Here is a 16,892-nt window from a genome sequence, read left to right as displayed (position 1 = left end):
CTCAGTTACTTCGGGTGGTGAACAGGCCAATCGGTGAACCCAGGCCTCCGGGTACCAATGATCCGATGGCCGAAGCACCGCCCGATGGCTTCAAAAGCGGAAAGCTGTTCGTTCTTTCCTGACTTAAGAGAGGAAATGACGAACGACGCCCGGGGAGCGCTGCAAAGATGCGGTTGAACCTTTCCAGGTAACGGTTCGCATGTGCTGGTGTTCGCGAGTGAAACTTTCCGACCGCCTGTTTCCAGTTGCCTGTTTCATCAAAAAGTTGCTTAAGAAAGCGAGCCGCGTAAACAGCGTTTCTCGTCGGGTCGAGCATATCGTCGACCGACATGAACTGTTCACCGTGCCAATGAATGTTTATCTGGAAACAACCGACATCTACGAGAGTTTTGCCACTGTTCAAACTTTTTTGTACAAAATCAGTGGCTTCTGATTTCGAGCCAAGCCAAAATCCCTTTCCCTCCACATTGATAGTCCATGGCCAGGGGGTTATTTTCCCATCTCTGCTTCGGCCCGTCTCTGTTCTTGTTACAGCTTTAAGTATCTTGAGTGGTACGCCGGTTCGATGAGAGGCCTCTGTAGCGGCTGCGTCACATGCGCCAAGCTGGTGGATACCAGGAGATGCAGCAGTTGCGGGTCCTGTATAGTGCAGGAAAGCAAGAAAAAGAATGGTCCTGAAAACAAATGCGCGATCGCTAACCATAGATTGTCCACTCTCAGTTTCGTTCTGAAACAAGTTAAGCGTAAATGACTATGGTTTATTTTCGGTAACCAAAAACCTGTTCAATTATTCCAGCGTTGACTGGTTTGGAGGCGTAACTTCAGTCCCGTCCAGCAGTTCCCTGATAGCGTTTCGAAATGATTGATTAGAGTCCAGCACCGCGGTGGTTTCTTCCAGAATACTGTCAGAGGGGGTAACGCGCCGATCTGGCAAAGAACTTGCCAAAATAGCATTCCCGTAGACCGGCTCCTCTACGCTCACCAGTTCCTGCCAGTCTCCCGATAGCCAAGCAGCCTCGAGAGCAGCTTCTTTATTCTCGATCTGTAAAAAGGACTGGCGAGCCTCAGCGAGCCTCCCCATTTGCGCCAATGCGTTGGCCAGAATTTCAATCTCCTCATCGTTCTGGGGGTCTGGAAGAAGTGATATCGCTGCTTGCGGGTTATCGCGGTCCAGCTCAATTCTGGCCGACAAAGCTCTGTGTTGGCTGATGTTAAATTCACCTTCAATCACACTCAGTGCGTCTTCGGCCATGTTCGGAAAGCCCAGCTCCAAAAGCCTGCTCGCGACCTGGCGTGCTGTGTTTGGCGTGACGAAACCCGCAATGCGCTCATAATCAGAGCTGAAGTATTGCATAAATTTCACATCACTCGCGGCTTTCGTCAAATCCGTGAAAATCTCGCTTCTTGTGGTTAGAAGCATTTCGTAGTCTGCCCCAAGGGAATCGACCAGCTCAAACGCTGTATGGAAGTCGTCTGAGCGAGCCTTTGCACGCGCCAGGATTGCTTGCATGCGACTTTCTTGTGCGGTGTTCCTGTTTTCAAATACGTAAGCTTCCAGAGTAACTGCGAGGTCAGATGGAACCGGATCTCCTTCCGTAAGATATGTTTCCGCGAGAGCAACAACCGCTGCAGGAGAGTCCAGGCTGTTGCCTGTCACGACTTTAGCGAGGGTGCTCTTTGCCTCTTTTTCAAAACCCTGGTTTTTCAGTGCCTTTGCTTTTGCAAAGGATGTGGCATCTGTATTTCCCTGTAGCTGTTCGATGTTCCTCAGGACGACTGAAGCGACCTGTATCTGATCCGCTTCAATCAGAATGTTGCTGAGCCTCGGTCCCAAGAGAGCGCGCAGATGACCGGGCAGGCTAAAAAACGTTTCGGCGATTGCTTCGGTTTTGTCTGAAGTATCGTCCTCAAGCTTGCCGGAAGCCAGAACCCCCCATAAAGCGAGCGTTGCTTCGCATTCGCGGAACTGATGGACAATTCTCGGGTTGCTCAGCAAATCCTCATCGACAATCCCTGCAAGATCGAAAAGCTCGGGGTATTCAACAGCGACTTCTGACAAAAGAAGAGTTTGTCTGGCTTCTGCTCCAAAACCCAAAAAGATGTAAAGCTTGGCCAATTTGATTGCGGCAGCGTCATCCAGTGACCCAGTATCGTCAAAAAGGGTTTCGCGGGCTTTGCTGATCTGCAAGGTTGGTGGTTCATGGGAACCCCAACTGACCACGTCGACTTTTTCCCGTTGAATGCAACTGGATTCGAACAGTCCAGCCGAATTTTCGGAACTGTTTATTGGAATGTCAGCACTCGAACTCACCCGAACATTGCCTGCCGTATTGTCGACTGTTTCGGGTAAGGATGAATCATAGATGAGTTCATCTTCGCGGCTGATTCCCGATGCTGTTCCCAGCCGTAAAGCTGTGCCTGACCCTTCCAGAATGCCGGATGCTATTGCTTCACCTACCTGAAGAGAAAGGGCAGCTTCAGTTTGTGCTTTTATGCTTTCAGCTCCAGCCGGTGTGTCGATTTCCGTATTTTGACTATCTGCCTCAGCATGGTCTTCGCCTTGTTCGTTGCGGACAGGGGACCATAGCAAGTCACCATAGCCAAAAGTGGTCTCGAACTCCGGCCTCCGTCGAGTTTCAACAGCAGGGTCAGTTGCAAGCAGAGGTTCGTTCGGGCGCTCTTGTAGTGGAGGACCGTCAAGAACGTCAATAACGAGGTACCCACCCTGTTCTTCAAAAGCTTCTACCGGACAGTCGCAGTTGAACTTCAGGGAAATGCTCGACTGATCGGAAGATACAGAGGCCAGGCGATCGCGCGGAATGATCGAAAAGGTACGCGACGTATCAAACCCGTCGTCATGCGCCAGAAGAGAAACACGATACTCCCCCAGTTCTCCCTGAAGTTCCCAGGACATGTCAGGGGGCATTTCCAGAACCAGGCGCGTAAAATCTTCGTGTTCACCTGCAATCACGGGCACAGGCTCCGCCTTAAGCGCGGTTGATGCGACCAGTCCGGCGAACAGAACGTAACCTGCCGGCCGGTTCATGCTGCGTTCTGCTTGACAGATTTGAGGGCCTCTTCGAGTTCAGAGAAGCTCGGGCGGCAATGTGAAGGCGTGTTTTGGCGGCCAACCTCAATGCAGATATTCGTCGCATGTGCGTGAAGGTTTGCTACCAGAACTTCCCTGATCAGCTGGTAAAAGTGGCCGTCTTCCTCAGTCACAGTTTTGACCTTCGCGGCGAATGGGCCCACAAGACAATAGGCAAGGAAAACGCCCAAAAATGTGCCGACCAGAGCCCCGCCGATAAGCTTGCCCAGTACTTCGGGAGGTTGGTCGATGGAACCCATCGTTTTAATAATCCCAAGAACCGCGGCGACGATACCGAGCGCCGGCAGGCCGTCTGCGAGATTTTGCAAAGCGTGACTGGAGTGAAGGGCATGATGTAGGTTCGCTTCGATCCGTTTTTCCAGAACTTCCTCCACCTGATGCGGGTCATCATAGTTCATCGACGCGGACCGCAACGTGTCGCAGATCAGAGCTATTGCTTCTTTGTCGGCAAGGATTTTCGGATACTTGGAAAAAATCGATGAATCATCCGGGGCTTCGATATGTTCTTCGATGGCAACCGGATTCTGGCGGGCAAGCCGGATCAGTTCGAATAGGAGGCAGAGCAGATCCCGATAATCCGAATGCTTCCATTTCGGACCTTTAAAGACGCGTCCCATGTCCTTTGCGGTATGTTTGACCGCTGACATGTCATTGCTGATCAGGAATGCGCCAAGCGCCGCTCCACCAATCATCATCATCTCAAAGGGCAGTGCTTTCAGCACGATTCCCATCTTGCCTCCGGCCAGCAGATAGCCGCCAAAAACCATAGCAAAAATCGTGATTATCCCGATAATTCCAATCATAACTACCCTCAGAACCAGTTACCTGGCAATCATCGCAGAATGGAGTTAAAAAATGATATCCCCGGGTCAGCCCCGAGGCAGATTCGCATTGCGACCAGCAAGAATTACGCTAATCGTATAGGCTTTCTCTGGGGAAAGGCTGGTCATGATGCCTGCGGCAGCATCGGCCCGCATTCTGCCAAGAAAACCTGCAGCGAAAGCTGGTTCCATCTCTTCGAACAATGCGGCCGCATCTTTTGGCTTCATATTTTCATAAACAGCTGTCAACCGGGCGATATCGTCTTCTGCGGCTGTGTCGGCGACGGCCATGAGAGAGCGCAAGGATTGCTCAGCCTGTTCCAGGTCCGCCAGACGCCGCTCAATTTCTTCATCGGCCACCGTAAGCGCCTTTTGGCGAATCGCCATCTTGCGTTCCATTTCCTCAATTTTCGCCTCCCTTTTCTGGAAGGCGTCGAGCATCACGGCCAGCGTCTCTGCATCGGCAATTGTTGAAGTTACGGGTTCATCTTCCACGACTTCTTCTGCGGCCATCACGGGTGCTTCGACGGCGACGGCCTGGCCTGCGCCAATTCCGATGCGAATTGCGGCCGATCCGATAAACAGAAAACAGATCAGCAGAACCGAACCTTTGCCGGTTTTTCTGGAGAACAGTTTTTTCATTGCTGTGTCGCCGCAGCTCGATGTCTGACGAACATCGGTTCGCCGCCCGCCTGAGCAGCCGGCGTCGCGACAACCTGTGGTTCCCGTTCTGCAGGGACATCCGGAATGTCATGCATTGACGCCATCTGCAGCTCAAGTCGCTTTGCCATTGCTTCGGCGCGCGCAGTAAGATCGGTCAGCGTGTCGGCTGAGTTTGACGCCGTTGCCTGTGCCGTCTCAAGAGTTTTCGTCAGATCATCGACCTGTGCAGAAAGCACAGCCACCGCGCCGCCCACACCTTTTTCGAGATCGTTAAACCGGTTAAGGCGCCGGCCCAGAATATAACAGTATATGGCCGCACCCAGCGCGCCGGCTCCCAGAAAAATATCCGCAATCAATTCCATTTCTGTTTCCTTTTACTGAAGCACAAATTCCATAACGAGAAGGTCTGTTACCTTCCCGGGGCCAACGACAATCTGTACGCGCCGCAACATCTGCGAGCGCAGCTTCGTCAACGCAGCCGCCTCTTCAATGTCCTGCAATTCGACTGCACGAAGGTAAGTGTTCAGGACATCCACAACTCTGGGCATCAGGAGGCTGACCTCGTCGGCGTACTTTTTGCTCACCTCAAGTTCTCCGCGGAACCTCAGGTACTTGTTGGAGCTGTGTGCGGGCAAAGAAATCATGAGTTGGTCCATCGGTAAAAATGCGACCGTTGGCTCGGATTTCTCTTCTTTTTCCGGTTCTGCAACCTTCTCTTCAGTACCTGATTCGAAACCCGGTATGAGACCCGACTGGGCTGCGAAAAAACCGCCACCGCCGCCAACAAGAGCAAGCACGAGCCCTATAATAAGCGGCATTTTGGACGATTTTTCCTCAACTGGTACTTCATCGGCTGTTGCGTCGGCCATGTCGACTCCATCTTTGATGTAGAAATTCGTTATAGACGCGATTGCACTAACCGATTGTTAAGCCAGATCGTTCAAAGTTGTTGCCATCGCCGGGCAGAACGTCCGGTCTGACGGAGGTTAACGTGCAGCAAGTATTGTCTGTCTGGACAGGACTATCGATTAAGCGGCAGATCATTGTGGGTCTTGCCACCGTTGCAATGTTTTTTGCTGTTCTGGCAATGTCACGTATGGCGTCCGCGCCAACCATGACCTTGCTTTATGCCGGACTCGAGAACGGCGCTGCGGGTGATGTTGTGCGGGCGCTGGAGCAGCGTGGGGCAGTTTTTGAGGTGCGCGGCGGGTCGATTTTCGTTGACGCAAAAGAGCGCGACCAGTTGAGAATGACGCTTGCGAGCGAAGGTTTGCCCGCAAATTCAAGCCGGGGTTACGAGCTTCTTGATACCCTTTCCGGTTTTGGGACCACATCGCAGATGTTTGACGCTGCCTACTGGCGCGCCAAAGAAGGCGAACTCGCCAGGACGATCGTTTCCAGCCCGCACATTGCAATGGCGCGGGTTCACATAGCCAGTACGGGGTCAAACCCGTTTCAGAGAGGTGTAACGCCGAAAGCGTCGGTGGCGGTGAATCCGGCGGGCGCCGCAATTACAACGCAGCAGGCAAAGGCAATCAGATTTCTGGTTTCTTCTGCTGTTGCGGGACTGGCCGCAGAAGATGTCGCGGTCATTGATTCCAACGGAACCTTGATTGGAACAGCGGATGAAGCGGCTCCAGCAGTGGGCGGAGAAGATCGCGCGCAAGTGCTTCGTGATCGCGTGCAGCGACTTCTCGAAGCACGGGTTGGTTTTGGAAATGCAGTTGTCGAAGTCAGCGTCGACACGGTTACGGAAAGTGAAGCGATCCGTGAACGGATTTTTGACCCCGAAGGCCGGGTCGCGATCAGTACCGATACTGAAGAGCGTAACAACACTTCAAATGAAGCCGGGGGCGGCGACGTAACCGTGGCGTCGAATCTGCCAGATGAGGAAGGTGGCACCGGAGAAAACTCCTCTTCGCAAAACAGCGAAACGCGAGAACGGGTTAACTATGAAGTCTCGGAAACCGAGCGGGAAATTGTCCGGGCCCCGGGCGCCATAAAGCGTCTGACCGTTGCCGTACTGGTGAACGACGTGGCCTCGCCTGACCCAGCCGGTGGCCAGACTTTTGAGTCGCGGGATCCGGAAGAGATGGATGCCCTGAGGGACCTTGTAGCATCGGCTGTCGGTTTTGACGAAGCGCGGGGAGACGTAATCACCATAAAGTCTATGGCCCTGCAAAGCGTTTCACCCCAGGGAACGGCAGCGGGCACATCCCTCGTTGACGGGCTTAATATCGATCTCATGTCCGCTATCCAAATGGCAATTCTTGCGGTTGTTACACTTATCCTCGGACTTTTTGTTGTTCGCCCGCTTCTTTCAGCAGCGCCAGCGAACCAGACGCCGGAAGAACCTGCAGCCTTGCCACCCGCCACCGACGCAGCTGAGGCCGGAGGGCTCAATGGCGAAGTGACGTCTGAGGAATTTGAACTGCCCGATTTGCCGGTAATTTCAGACTTTGGTGATGAGAACGGTGGTTTGCCGGAGATCAACATGGCCGGCAGCATGTCCGATGATCCGGTTGAGAGACTGAGAAATATGATTGGTGAGCGTCAGGAAGAAACTGTCGAGATACTTCGGACCTGGCTTGAGGACAAAGAGGAGAGCGTCTGATGTCAGTTTCACACAGGTACAGGAATTTTGGCAGCTCGAACCGAACGGAACCGTCCGGAGCGCCGGAGAGTGATGATCAGATAGAGCAGGACAAACTGGCGGCATTTGAGACGGGCTACCAGGCAGGCTGGGATGATTCAACAAAGGCGCAGTCAGATAACAGAGACAAAATCAGCAGTGACTTTGCCCGCAGCCTCCAGGAAATGTCTTTCACTTACCATGAAGCCCTGGCGAAGCTCACACTGTCTCTGAAACCGGTCATGTCCGAAATTATCGACCGGCTGCTCCCCGCAATGGTGGCGCAGTCTCTCGGCGGTCACATTCTGGAGCAAATTGAGGCACTCCTCAAAGAAAGTATCTCTCAACCGGTGGAGATTGTTGTCGCGCCGCATAACGTGGAAGCGATCAAAGATTTTGCAGACGGAAAGATTGAACCTCCTTTTGAGGTGGTGGGTGACACATCAGTTGCGGAAGGGCAGGCGTTTGTGCGGATCGGATCAGAAGAGCAGGAAGTTGATATCAGCGGCGTGGTCTCCGCGATTTCAGAAGCCCTGAACGCATTTTTCCACGAAGCTCAAAAGGAGCAGGCCAATGACTGACGCTGCCGAACCACAGCACGATACGATGAACAACAGCAGTCCGTTCACGTCTGTCCCCATCGAAGTTACAGTCTGCGTCGGTAAAGCGCGACCGCTCATTCGGGAACTCGTAAATCTGGGTGAAAATGCTGTTCTCACGCTCGATAAATCTGTGGAAGACCCGGTTGAACTTTATGTTGGCGACCGGATGATTGCGCGGGGAATGCTCGAAGAGCAGGAAGGTGAAGGAGCCGGACAACTGGTCGTCCGGCTGACCGAAGTAATAGACCGCCGCTCCGGATCCTGATCAAGGAATGAAAGCACTAATACCAGTCTTTCTGTTTGGATTTCTTTTGCTGACATCAGCCCCGTTGGCAGCTCAGGACATATCTTTGTCACTTGGTGACGACGGTTCAGTCAGCGCGCGCACCATCCAGCTTTTCGCTTTGATCACGGTCCTCAGCCTCGCTCCGGGGCTGGCCATAATGGTTACCTGCTTTCCCTTCCTGATAACCGTCCTTTCGATACTGCGACAAGCAATTGGTCTGCAACAGTCGCCGCCAAACATGTTGATCGTGAGTTTAGCTCTGTTTCTGACTTACTTCATCATGGAGCCGGTTTTTGTTGAGGCCTGGTCCAGTGGGCTGTCTCCACTCTCAAATAATGAGATTGATGTGGAAACCGCGTTTACTCGAACACTCGAACCATTTCGGGTCTTTATGGCAGCACGGCTCGACCCGGATACTTTTTATGCGATGGCCGAACTCAGGCCGGATACCCTGGCGGAAACGCCAACTGCTGAAGCCTCGCTGTCGGTGTTGATACCCAGTTTTTTATTGTCTGAGATTTCCCGGGCATTCCAGATTGGATTTCTGATTTTCCTGCCGTTTCTGATTATCGATTTGGTTGTTGCCGCAGTGTTGATGTCCATGGGTATGATGATGGTACCACCGGTAATTGTATCTTTACCTTTTAAGTTAGCATTTTTCGTTTTGGCAGATGGTTGGAGCCTGATCGCGGGAAGCCTCGTTCGCAGCTATTTTTGACTTAAAAGAATCTTTTTTGGTATTTTGAACCTTCGTAAATGAGTATTTTCTGAATTCCGATTTTGCTGCTGGCAAATTCACTTGGTTAGAACCCATTTGCATTCGCTCGAGGGCATGTTTCTCGACACAACGACGAGCGATGGAAATTTCTGATCTCTTTAGGTTGACGTACGCGCAGATGGCGTGTCTCATACCTTGGATTTCGAAAGCGTCACATGAAAGACAGTTGCCTGCTGAACAGAAATTCCTTGATTTGCTGCACAAGCCTACGTTGGCTTGATGCGCCGAAGGAATGCGGCCTTCACAAGACGATCTACAACCGCCGAAAGACTTAGAGCAATGGTGTGTTAGTTCGATCAAGTCGACAACATGACGGTCTTCGCCATAACGTCCGACTGGTATCCGCCTTTGCGTGGACCGAAGCTGCCTCAAGACGCAATAATCACGACGCTCACAGATTTGGAACCTGATCGGCACATGGTTAAAACAAGGGCGAAGGTGTACCGAGCTCGGTAGTTTCCCCCTACCGGCCCCCGACAGGACCAGCTTATCCAGCGTCAGATCCGATTCTGCGCGACGAAACAGATCATTCTCTGTCTGAAGCCGTTACAATCCTTTCAGCTGGTCGGTTCCGAGTCCGGCATTGTGCTTACGCAGCGATTGAACGTCTATTCGTTTATTTGCACCCGCCTGATCGCATCAATCCGCGGCACTCCTCGGCCATATTGCACCTCAACCTGCCGTAACTTCGTGACAATCTCCTCCGGCTTTTGTCGCTTGATTCCCATCACTTATCTCCCGGTTCCTAATTCTATGTGCGGACCACTTCAGTGGTGGGCGATCAAAAAATTCTACCTGACAATGAACTCAGCATGCAAAGCACCAGCCGCTTTTATGCTTTTCAGTATATCTATCATATCTCTGGGCGACACACCCAGGGCGTTCAACCCGGTGATAACCTCAGAAAGTGACGTGCCCGTAGGGACTTCAGCAAGCCCAATTCCGGGCTCTTCTTCAATGTCCGCTCTTGTCCGGGGGACTACAACCGTCTCTCCTTCTGCAAATGGATTGGGCTGAACAGCTATCGGAGCTTCCTGGATTCTCAAAGTCAGATTGCCCTGAGACACAGCCACACGGCTGATGCGAACGTCTTCACCCATTACGATTGTTCCTGACCGCTGATCAACAACAACGCGCGCTTTCCTTTCAGGCAGTACTGAGATGTTTTCGATACGGCCAAGTGCGTGGGCTACAGACACCATCTGAGTTTGCGTGACATCGAGTTGTACGGTGCCAGAGTCCAGCATGAAAGCGACCGGGCGCCCGAAATCATTGTTTATGGCAGTTTCAATTCTTGCCGCAGTCGTGAAATCTGCATCCCTCAGAGCCAGCCTGACGTTTGAAAGACTGGACAACTCAAACTCGATTTCCCTTTCGACGCGTGCGCCGGATGGAATGACGCCCGCTGTCGGAACACCTTGCGTCACGGTCGCGCCTTCGCCCTCTGCAACTGCGCCTCCAGCGATGATTGTGCCCTGCGCTACCGCATAGATTTGACCATCTGCGGCGTTCAATGGGGTCATAACAAGTGTGCCGCCAAGAAGGCTGCTCGCATCGCCGATAGCTGATACGGTCACATCAACCTGAGAGCCTCCGCGTGCAAAGGGGGGCAATGAAGCTGTAACGAAAACTGCGGCAACATTTTTTGGCCGGAACTGTTCGCCTGTGACGTTAACTCCCAGTCTCTCCAGAATATTGGCCATGATCTCTTCGGTGAAAGGAGAATTTCTGAGACCATCTCCGGTCCCGTTCAGGCCGACAACCAGTCCGTACCCAACCAGGTCATTCCCCCGCACTCCGTCGAATTCTACAAGATCTTTGATCCTGACTGGATTAGCGGTGACGGAACCCACCATGAAAAGGATACAGAAGACGGCGGATATAAGAATTTTCATAGGAAATTCACCAGTGAAAGTTGAGCGTTGCGCGCGGTGACCGAATAGAGGCTCTGCAGATAGAACTGGACATTCTCAAGTTCGGTCGCTGTTTCGAACGGGTCGACCGCAAGCAGGTTATTGCGCGCGAATTCCAGACTTGTTTCTTCTGCTTCGTTTCGTGCTGAGATCATCTCGATGCGTTCTTCGGTAAAGCCAATCCGGGAACGCAGAGCGGTTATTTCATCCTGGTTTGACTGGAGCCCCTCGCCGGTCATCAGAAAAAGATCTGATTGAGCCGGAACGTCCAGCGCCAGAGCCGGATCATTGCCCAGTGCCGCGAGTGTTGTGTGCATCAGAAGACTTTTGATGGCATCATCATTTGCTTTCACATCGAGAGTCAGTCTTTCTGTCTCTGACAAAATGAAGGGAGCGACGGCGGTATCTGATCCCGCATATATAAGTGTGTCAAACCCCGCTGGATCCGCGAACCATGTTTCCGCTGCTGCCAGCATGTCAGCCGGTGTTGCAAGGCCTGCTACGATCGGCCGAACGGCATCGATCAGCTCCTGTGCATCAGGCAGAGGCAAACGATCGGTGGCAATGCCGCCAAAAAGAGTACGCCCGGCGACCTGAGTATTGATCGACTTGATCATCCCATCCAGCTGAACAGCAGCATTTTCGGACGGATTTCCTGAAACGACCCCGATTGGACCCCCTCCAACAAGCAGGAGGTCGATCCCGAGATCACCACCGAGTTCCTGTGCCTTTTCGAGGGCAACCTGCATAGCAGCCGTTGTATATGCTGCCTCGGTCGTGGCCACTGAGTACCCTTCAAGTACTTCAATGGAACGTTCGAGACCGGTAAGGTAACTGTGGTTACCGGCCAACACCTGTTTCACGTCCGCTACCCGCCCGCTGGACAATTCATCTGTCAGCCGGAACAGGTCATTGCGCAGCGATACACTGCGGCGCTGCATCATAAAGGAATTCGACAGATCGCCGATTGAGACGGAGCTCATTGCTTAAATCCTCAGAATTGTTTGCATCATTTCATCAGCTGCTTCGATCATCCGAACATTTGCAGCGTAGCTTTGCTCAACAACCAGCAGGCGCTGGAGCTCTTTGTCGGTGTCCACGCCTTCGGTCAGGGTGAGCATCGTGAGTTCGTCAAATTGCGTCGTGGCAAAGCTCAGCTTCTGTTCCGACTGAAAACGGTCCGAGCCCAGTTGCGAGGTCAGCGCAGAAACGAGGTTAATGACCGAAAATGCACCCGCCCCGAAGTTACCCGATGCAGGGCTTCGCGCTTCTGTGAGCACGTCGCTCATCGATTGAAGCAGGCGTGAATCTCCAACTTCTCCGGGCACGGCTGCATTCATACCGTCGCGAATGCGCCATGCCTCACCGCCCTGACGCTCGTCTACGGCAGCATTTATCTCCAGTCTGCTGGAAATCCCGAGCTCGTTCAGCGGATCAAACGCGACCCCCTCATCCGTAAACAAACCGGGATCTCCGGCTATCAGTGTTGGGTCTACAGCCGGGTCCTGAAATCTCTCGATCAGATCTCTTGCGACAGCATCCAGTTTTTCCTGAGCGTCAACCGCGAGCTCATCCCGGATTTCAAACTGTGCTCCAAGTGATCCACCCCCAAGCGTTCCCCGCTCGCTGCTGATGTCAATCGAGATGCCGTTTATCGTAAGGCCGGATAAGGTGCCGGCACCAACGCTCATATATGCAGTTACCTGATTGACGGGCGTGAATTCAACTTCGGCGGCACTCCCGTCAAGCAGGATCGCGCCGCCGGTGGAATATAGAGCAATTTGGCCATTATCGCGGGGCACCTGCCGGACAGGCACCATGGCACTGATCTCATCGACCAGTGCCTGGCGTGTGTCCTGCAAAGCCGACGTATCACCGCCCACGATAATTGTCCGGGTGATCCGGTCGTTGAGTTCTTTGACATTCGCAAGCGACGTGTTCAGCCGTGCGACTTGGGTATTTATTGTACTGTCAGCATCACTGCGGGACTGTTGCAGGCTCTCTGATGCCCCTGATATCAGCGACGCAAGATCGCGGGCTGCATTGACAACTCCGGTCAGACGTTCGGGTGCATCAGGGCGGCTGGCCGCTGTAATCAGCGAGCTTTCGAATTCCGCGATCCGGGCTGACAGCGAGTTTTCTTCGTCCGGCGTTCCCAGCACATTTTCGTACCGGGAGAGAAAATCTGTACGGACTGTTGAGTTTTCAAAAGAAGCGCTCGACAGCCGCAGGTCTGCCAGCAAACCAGGGTTCACGTTGCGCACAATTCCATCGACGCTGACCCCACCAAGTTCTGATGATGACAGTGAAAGGCCGCGGACGCCATAGCCGGGTGTCATCGCGTTTGCGATGTTGGCGGAAATGACTTCGGATGACCGCCCGGAAGCGGTCAGGCCTGACATTGCGTTGGACAGTGCCGATGAAATTGACATAGCGGTTTCTCCTGGAAGCCGGGTTAATCAAACGCCGGCGTCAGCGTTTGATGTTCGTTGTTTCCTGCAGCATCTCATCGACAGTCTGGATCACTTTGGCGCTTGAGGAATATGCGCGCTGCGTCTTGATCATGTCGGTAAGTTCACCTGCTACGTCAGTGGTTGATTCCTCTCGGGCGAAGGAAACGATATCACCGGTCGGTCCGTCACCCGCGTCCCACAGGAAGAAAGACCCACTTTGACGAGAAGGCAGATAGGTCTGGCTGTCGAACGCCTGCAGACCGTTCGGGTTCGGCACATTGATCAGTGGAACCTGATAAATTGTCCGGATTTCGCCTGTATCAAACGAAGCGCGCACAAAGCCGTTTGCGTCGACATCGACACCGACAAAGTTACCGATCGCCGAGCCATCCTTGGTTACCGAAATCGGTGCGAAGTTGTAGGAAAGCTGAGACAGCCCTTCGTTATCTCCGATCGCACCGATATCAATTTCGATCGGCCCGGCGGCAACGTTGATTGTGAGCAGACCGGTTGTACCGTCATAGGCTGCACTGCCGCCAGCCGGAACAGTGGGCGATGGCGTCACTGTTGCGAGACTGCCGCCGCCAACGCGTGCGTCTGTGAATGTCAGTTCATATTCGCCGATAATTGTCCCCGGATCTGTGGAGTCATACATACGCATGGTCCAGCGGTTCGTCGCGGGGTCCGTCGGGAGGGCAGGAACGTCCGGTTCGAAAGTGATGTTCACACTTTGAGACGTGCCGAGGTTGTCAAAATATTCGACTGAAATCTGCTCGGTTACGCCGGCTGAATCAGCTTCGGTTGAAGTAGCAGGCAGGTTGATGCCCAGGGACATATTGGTTGTCGGGTTTCCGGCCAGCTGACCGGTGTTGATCCGGACCGGCTCAAGACCATCTGCAGTATCGCGCGGATACGGCGGGATAGTCCCGTCGTTGGCGGCCGGCCAGCCCATGAGAACCAGACCGGACTGGGATGTAAGATAGCCCTCGGAATCGGTCCGGAATGATCCTGTCGTGGTCAGAAACATCGGCGCATCTGCGCCGGCGGTCTGTACCTGTGCTGCCTGTGCTACGGGCAGCATACCACCACCGCGTACCGCGAGATCCGTTGCATTGGACGTCGAGACGAGCGTTCCGCGTTCGTCAATCAGACGCTGTGTGTTCGCCCGGACACCGCCGGCAGCGTAGGAACCGCCACCCCCTGAAAGCACCATGGACTCAAAATCGGTTTCAACCCGCTTGTAGCCGAAGGTTGAGGAGTTCGCGATATTGTCTGAAATAGAAGCCAATCGCTGAGCATTTGTCTGCAACCCTGCAACACCTGCGTTGAGCGATGATGAAATGGACATGAGCACGCCTTTCTGATGTGAGATCCAAGTCCCACATCAGATAGACACCGCCACTTAACACCGCGCTAACAGATAAAATGCGTTGTATTTCTGTCTCAGATCATCGCAGCAACACGATCTCGACGCGCTCGTTACGGGCTGCCATCGGATTGTTCACAACCAGTTCCCGGTCGGCGTGGCCCGTTACGCGCTGAATGCGTTCTGCCGCAACACCTTCCCGTTCAAGGATATTCCGTGTCAGATCTGCGCGGCTTGCCGACGTATCCCAGACAGGGTTCTGTGCGACAACCAGCGGGAATGCCCGGACGTGACCACCCACGGCGATCGGGTTCTTCACCGCCTGACTGACTCCCGCCACCAGAGACACAAGATCATCAAGAAGCTGCGTGGGCTCTGCCGTGCCGCTGGAGAACAGAGGCGCATTTTCCCGGGAAAAGAGCTCGATCACGAGACCTTCGTCGGTAATACGCGTCACAATGTGTTTGAGCAGATTGTCCATGACTTCGGACTCGCCGCCGCGCCCCAGCAGATCCGCGATCAGAGCCTCAAAGTCCTGATCGGACTGCTCCTGCCCGCCGTCAGGCGCCATGCCTGTATCGCCGCGGGACTGCTGTTTCTGCGTCGCATGTTCCTGCGATGCGCCCAGCCCGCTTTGCGGCAGCGTTTCCTCAGAGAACATGCTGTCGCCACCAAAAGACCCGTCGCCACCGCCGGATACGCGGTTGATCGGAACGGTCGGCGAGAAGTAATCCGCCAGACCAGACCGTTGTTGCTCGGTTGTTGCGTTCAGCAACCACATCATCATAAAGAACGCCATCATCGCGGTAACAAAGTCGGCGTAAGCCACTTTCCAGGCACCACCATGGTGGCCACCCGCGATCACTTTCTTCCTTTTGATGATGATTGGTGCCAGATTGCTCTGCGCGCCCATATCTCCACCACTCATTTATTCACCCAGGGTGAGGTGTAACTCAGAAGAAGTTTCAGCGACCTTAACGCGGACGCGGTTTTCGCCGCTTGCGCAAGACACCGATCCGGGTGCAGATGGTGCCGGGAGAGACATACATGTCAGCCACAACCATCACAGACAGCAGATATTCGTGGATCCGCCTCTGTATCACCCTCGGTGCAGCACTGATCGCCAATGTCGGCATGTGGGCAATCATTGTGATCATGCCAGCGGTCGAGACGGAATTCGGTGTCGGACGGGCCGAGGCCGCGCTGCCCTATACGCTGACCATGGTCGGGTTTGCCTTGGGCAACTTCCTTATCGGGCAGGCTGTTGACCGGTTTGGTGTCACCGTGTCACTGATCGCGGCAGCTGTCGCCATCGCCTGCGGATTTGCGCTGGCCACGTTCAGCACGTCAATTTTTGTGCTGTCGGCGGCCCAACTCGTGGTGGGCCTCGGGTCGTCCGTTGGATTTGGCCCTTTGATCGCAGACATCTCTCACTGGTTCGTCCGCCGCAGGGGGATTGCCGTGGCCCTGGTGGCGAGCGGGAATTACCTGTCCGGGGCGTTCTGGCCGATGGTGCTGGCCGGCATGCTGGAGACAGGCGGCTGGCGCGACGTTTATCTGTTCATGGCGGCCGTGACCCTCGTCGGGGTTATCCCGCTTGCGCTTCTGCTGAGGCCGCGTGTTCCAGAGGACGTGCAGGCACAGGCGCAGGCGCTGTCACATCAGAATGCCCGCAGCTCAGGGCTGTCCCCACGGGCATTGCAGTATCTGCTCGGCCTTGCCGGTATCGGGTGCTGTGTCGCGATGTCGATGCCTCAGGTGCATATCGTGTCCTATTGCGTGGACCTCGGCTATGGACCGGCGGTAGGGGCCGAAATGCTGGCACTCATGCTCATGGGGGGCGTGGCGTCCCGCATCGTCTCCGGTCTTGTGGCGGACCGGTTGGGCGGTGTACCGACCCTGCTGATCGGATCGGCCCTACAGTGCCTCGCACTTTTCTTCTATCTGCCGTCGGGCGGACTTGTGTCGCTCTACCTTGTGAGCCTCATCTTCGGGCTCAGTCAGGGCGGGATCGTCCCGAGCTACGCGCTGATCGTAAGGGAATACATGCCCGCCCGCGAAGCCGGCGCCCGCGTCGGGTTTGTCATGATGGCCACAATCATGGGCATGGCGCTTGGCGGCTGGATGTCCGGCTGGATCTATGACGTTACCGGGTCGTACCGGCTGGCCTTCCTGAACGGTATTGCCTGGAATGCGCTGAACATCACGATCATGCTGTGGCTCTGGCTGCGCAGCAAACCGCGCCGTCCGGCTGCAGTCGCCGCCTGAC

The 16,892-nt window shown here is 54.3% G+C and carries 16 protein-coding genes and 1 pseudogene; 5 read left to right on the top strand and 12 right to left on the bottom strand.

Translation table 11 applies throughout. The features are described 5' to 3' along the window. Position 1: 1 nt before the first annotated feature. The 6 genes from ACZ1HA_RS16685 to ACZ1HA_RS16660 form a co-directional block, all read right to left on the bottom strand. On the bottom strand, positions 2-703 hold the full coding sequence (locus tag ACZ1HA_RS16685; protein WP_472714687.1) for a lysozyme family protein: 702 nt from the start codon (positions 701-703) through the stop codon (positions 2-4). Positions 704-787: 84 nt separating this feature from the next. Continuing rightward, the gene (locus tag ACZ1HA_RS16680) at positions 788-3,046 is read right to left on the bottom strand and encodes a hypothetical protein (protein ID WP_472714686.1); all 2,259 of its coding nucleotides are present in this window, start codon (positions 3,044-3,046) and stop codon (positions 788-790) included. Then, the gene (gene motA, locus ACZ1HA_RS16675) at positions 3,043-3,912 is read right to left on the bottom strand and encodes a flagellar motor stator protein MotA (protein WP_375229552.1); all 870 of its coding nucleotides are present in this window, start codon (positions 3,910-3,912) and stop codon (positions 3,043-3,045) included. Before motA ends, ACZ1HA_RS16680 begins: the two co-directional genes overlap by 4 nt. A 66-nt stretch (positions 3,913-3,978) precedes the next feature. Further along, complete coding sequence (locus tag ACZ1HA_RS16670) at positions 3,979-4,572, bottom strand: MotE family protein (RefSeq protein WP_472714685.1); 594 nt, start codon at positions 4,570-4,572, stop codon at positions 3,979-3,981. Further along, on the bottom strand, positions 4,569-4,955 hold the full coding sequence (locus tag ACZ1HA_RS16665) for a hypothetical protein (protein ID WP_375229553.1): 387 nt from the start codon (positions 4,953-4,955) through the stop codon (positions 4,569-4,571). The genes ACZ1HA_RS16670 and ACZ1HA_RS16665 overlap by 4 nt, the downstream gene beginning before the upstream one ends. 12 nt (positions 4,956-4,967) lie before the next feature. Then, positions 4,968-5,462, bottom strand: a complete 495-nt coding sequence (locus ACZ1HA_RS16660) for a flagellar basal body-associated FliL family protein (protein WP_375229554.1) — start codon at positions 5,460-5,462, stop codon at positions 4,968-4,970. 122 nt (positions 5,463-5,584) lie between these two features. On the opposite strand from ACZ1HA_RS16660, the gene fliF reads away from it, so the two are divergent. From fliF to fliP, 4 genes are read left to right on the top strand one after another with little or no spacing between them, the layout of a single operon-like run. After that, positions 5,585-7,207: a flagellar basal-body MS-ring/collar protein FliF gene (gene fliF / locus ACZ1HA_RS16655; RefSeq protein ID WP_472714684.1), complete on the top strand. Its 1,623-nt coding sequence runs from the start codon at positions 5,585-5,587 to the stop codon at positions 7,205-7,207. Further along, a complete protein-coding gene (locus tag ACZ1HA_RS16650; protein ID WP_472714683.1) occupies positions 7,207-7,806 on the top strand; it encodes a FliH/SctL family protein in 600 nt (199 codons plus the stop codon). The genes fliF and ACZ1HA_RS16650 overlap by 1 nt, the downstream gene beginning before the upstream one ends. Further along, positions 7,799-8,092: a FliM/FliN family flagellar motor switch protein gene (locus tag ACZ1HA_RS16645; protein WP_472714682.1), complete on the top strand. Its 294-nt coding sequence runs from the start codon at positions 7,799-7,801 to the stop codon at positions 8,090-8,092. Before ACZ1HA_RS16650 ends, ACZ1HA_RS16645 begins: the two co-directional genes overlap by 8 nt. Positions 8,093-8,099: 7 nt before the next feature. After that, complete coding sequence (gene fliP, locus ACZ1HA_RS16640) at positions 8,100-8,831, top strand: flagellar type III secretion system pore protein FliP (RefSeq protein ID WP_472714681.1); 732 nt, start codon at positions 8,100-8,102, stop codon at positions 8,829-8,831. A 345-nt stretch (positions 8,832-9,176) separates the two neighbouring features. On the opposite strand, the pseudogene ACZ1HA_RS16635 reads toward fliP, so the two are convergent. The 6 genes and pseudogenes from ACZ1HA_RS16635 to ACZ1HA_RS16610 all read right to left on the bottom strand — a co-directional run. Next, positions 9,177-9,619, bottom strand: a pseudogene (locus ACZ1HA_RS16635) (IS3 family transposase); the annotation flags it as partial. A 63-nt stretch (positions 9,620-9,682) separates the two neighbouring features. Continuing rightward, positions 9,683-10,786, bottom strand: coding sequence for a flagellar basal body P-ring protein FlgI (locus ACZ1HA_RS16630; protein ID WP_472714680.1), 1,104 nt, complete (start codon positions 10,784-10,786; stop codon positions 9,683-9,685). After that, the gene (locus ACZ1HA_RS16625) at positions 10,783-11,787 is read right to left on the bottom strand and encodes a flagellin (RefSeq protein WP_472714679.1); all 1,005 of its coding nucleotides are present in this window, start codon (positions 11,785-11,787) and stop codon (positions 10,783-10,785) included. Before ACZ1HA_RS16625 ends, ACZ1HA_RS16630 begins: the two co-directional genes overlap by 4 nt. 3 nt (positions 11,788-11,790) lie before the next feature. Further along, positions 11,791-13,236: a flagellar hook-associated protein FlgK gene (flgK, locus tag ACZ1HA_RS16620; protein WP_472714678.1), complete on the bottom strand. Its 1,446-nt coding sequence runs from the start codon at positions 13,234-13,236 to the stop codon at positions 11,791-11,793. Between the two features lie 40 nt (positions 13,237-13,276). Further along, positions 13,277-14,605, bottom strand: coding sequence for a flagellar hook protein FlgE (locus tag ACZ1HA_RS16615; protein ID WP_375229562.1), 1,329 nt, complete (start codon positions 14,603-14,605; stop codon positions 13,277-13,279). Between the two features lie 100 nt (positions 14,606-14,705). Then, positions 14,706-15,536, bottom strand: coding sequence for a flagellar motor protein MotB (locus ACZ1HA_RS16610; protein WP_375230924.1), 831 nt, complete (start codon positions 15,534-15,536; stop codon positions 14,706-14,708). Positions 15,537-15,670: 134 nt separating this feature from the next. On the opposite strand from ACZ1HA_RS16610, the gene ACZ1HA_RS16605 reads away from it, so the two are divergent. Then, positions 15,671-16,891: an MFS transporter gene (locus ACZ1HA_RS16605; RefSeq protein WP_472714677.1), complete on the top strand. Its 1,221-nt coding sequence runs from the start codon at positions 15,671-15,673 to the stop codon at positions 16,889-16,891. The last annotated feature ends 1 nt before the right edge of the window (position 16,892 follow it).

The organism is Roseobacter sp. S87, from assembly GCF_055693285.1.
The sequence above is the reverse complement of the archived record's forward strand: the minus strand, read 5'-3'. Positions and strand labels throughout refer to the sequence as shown.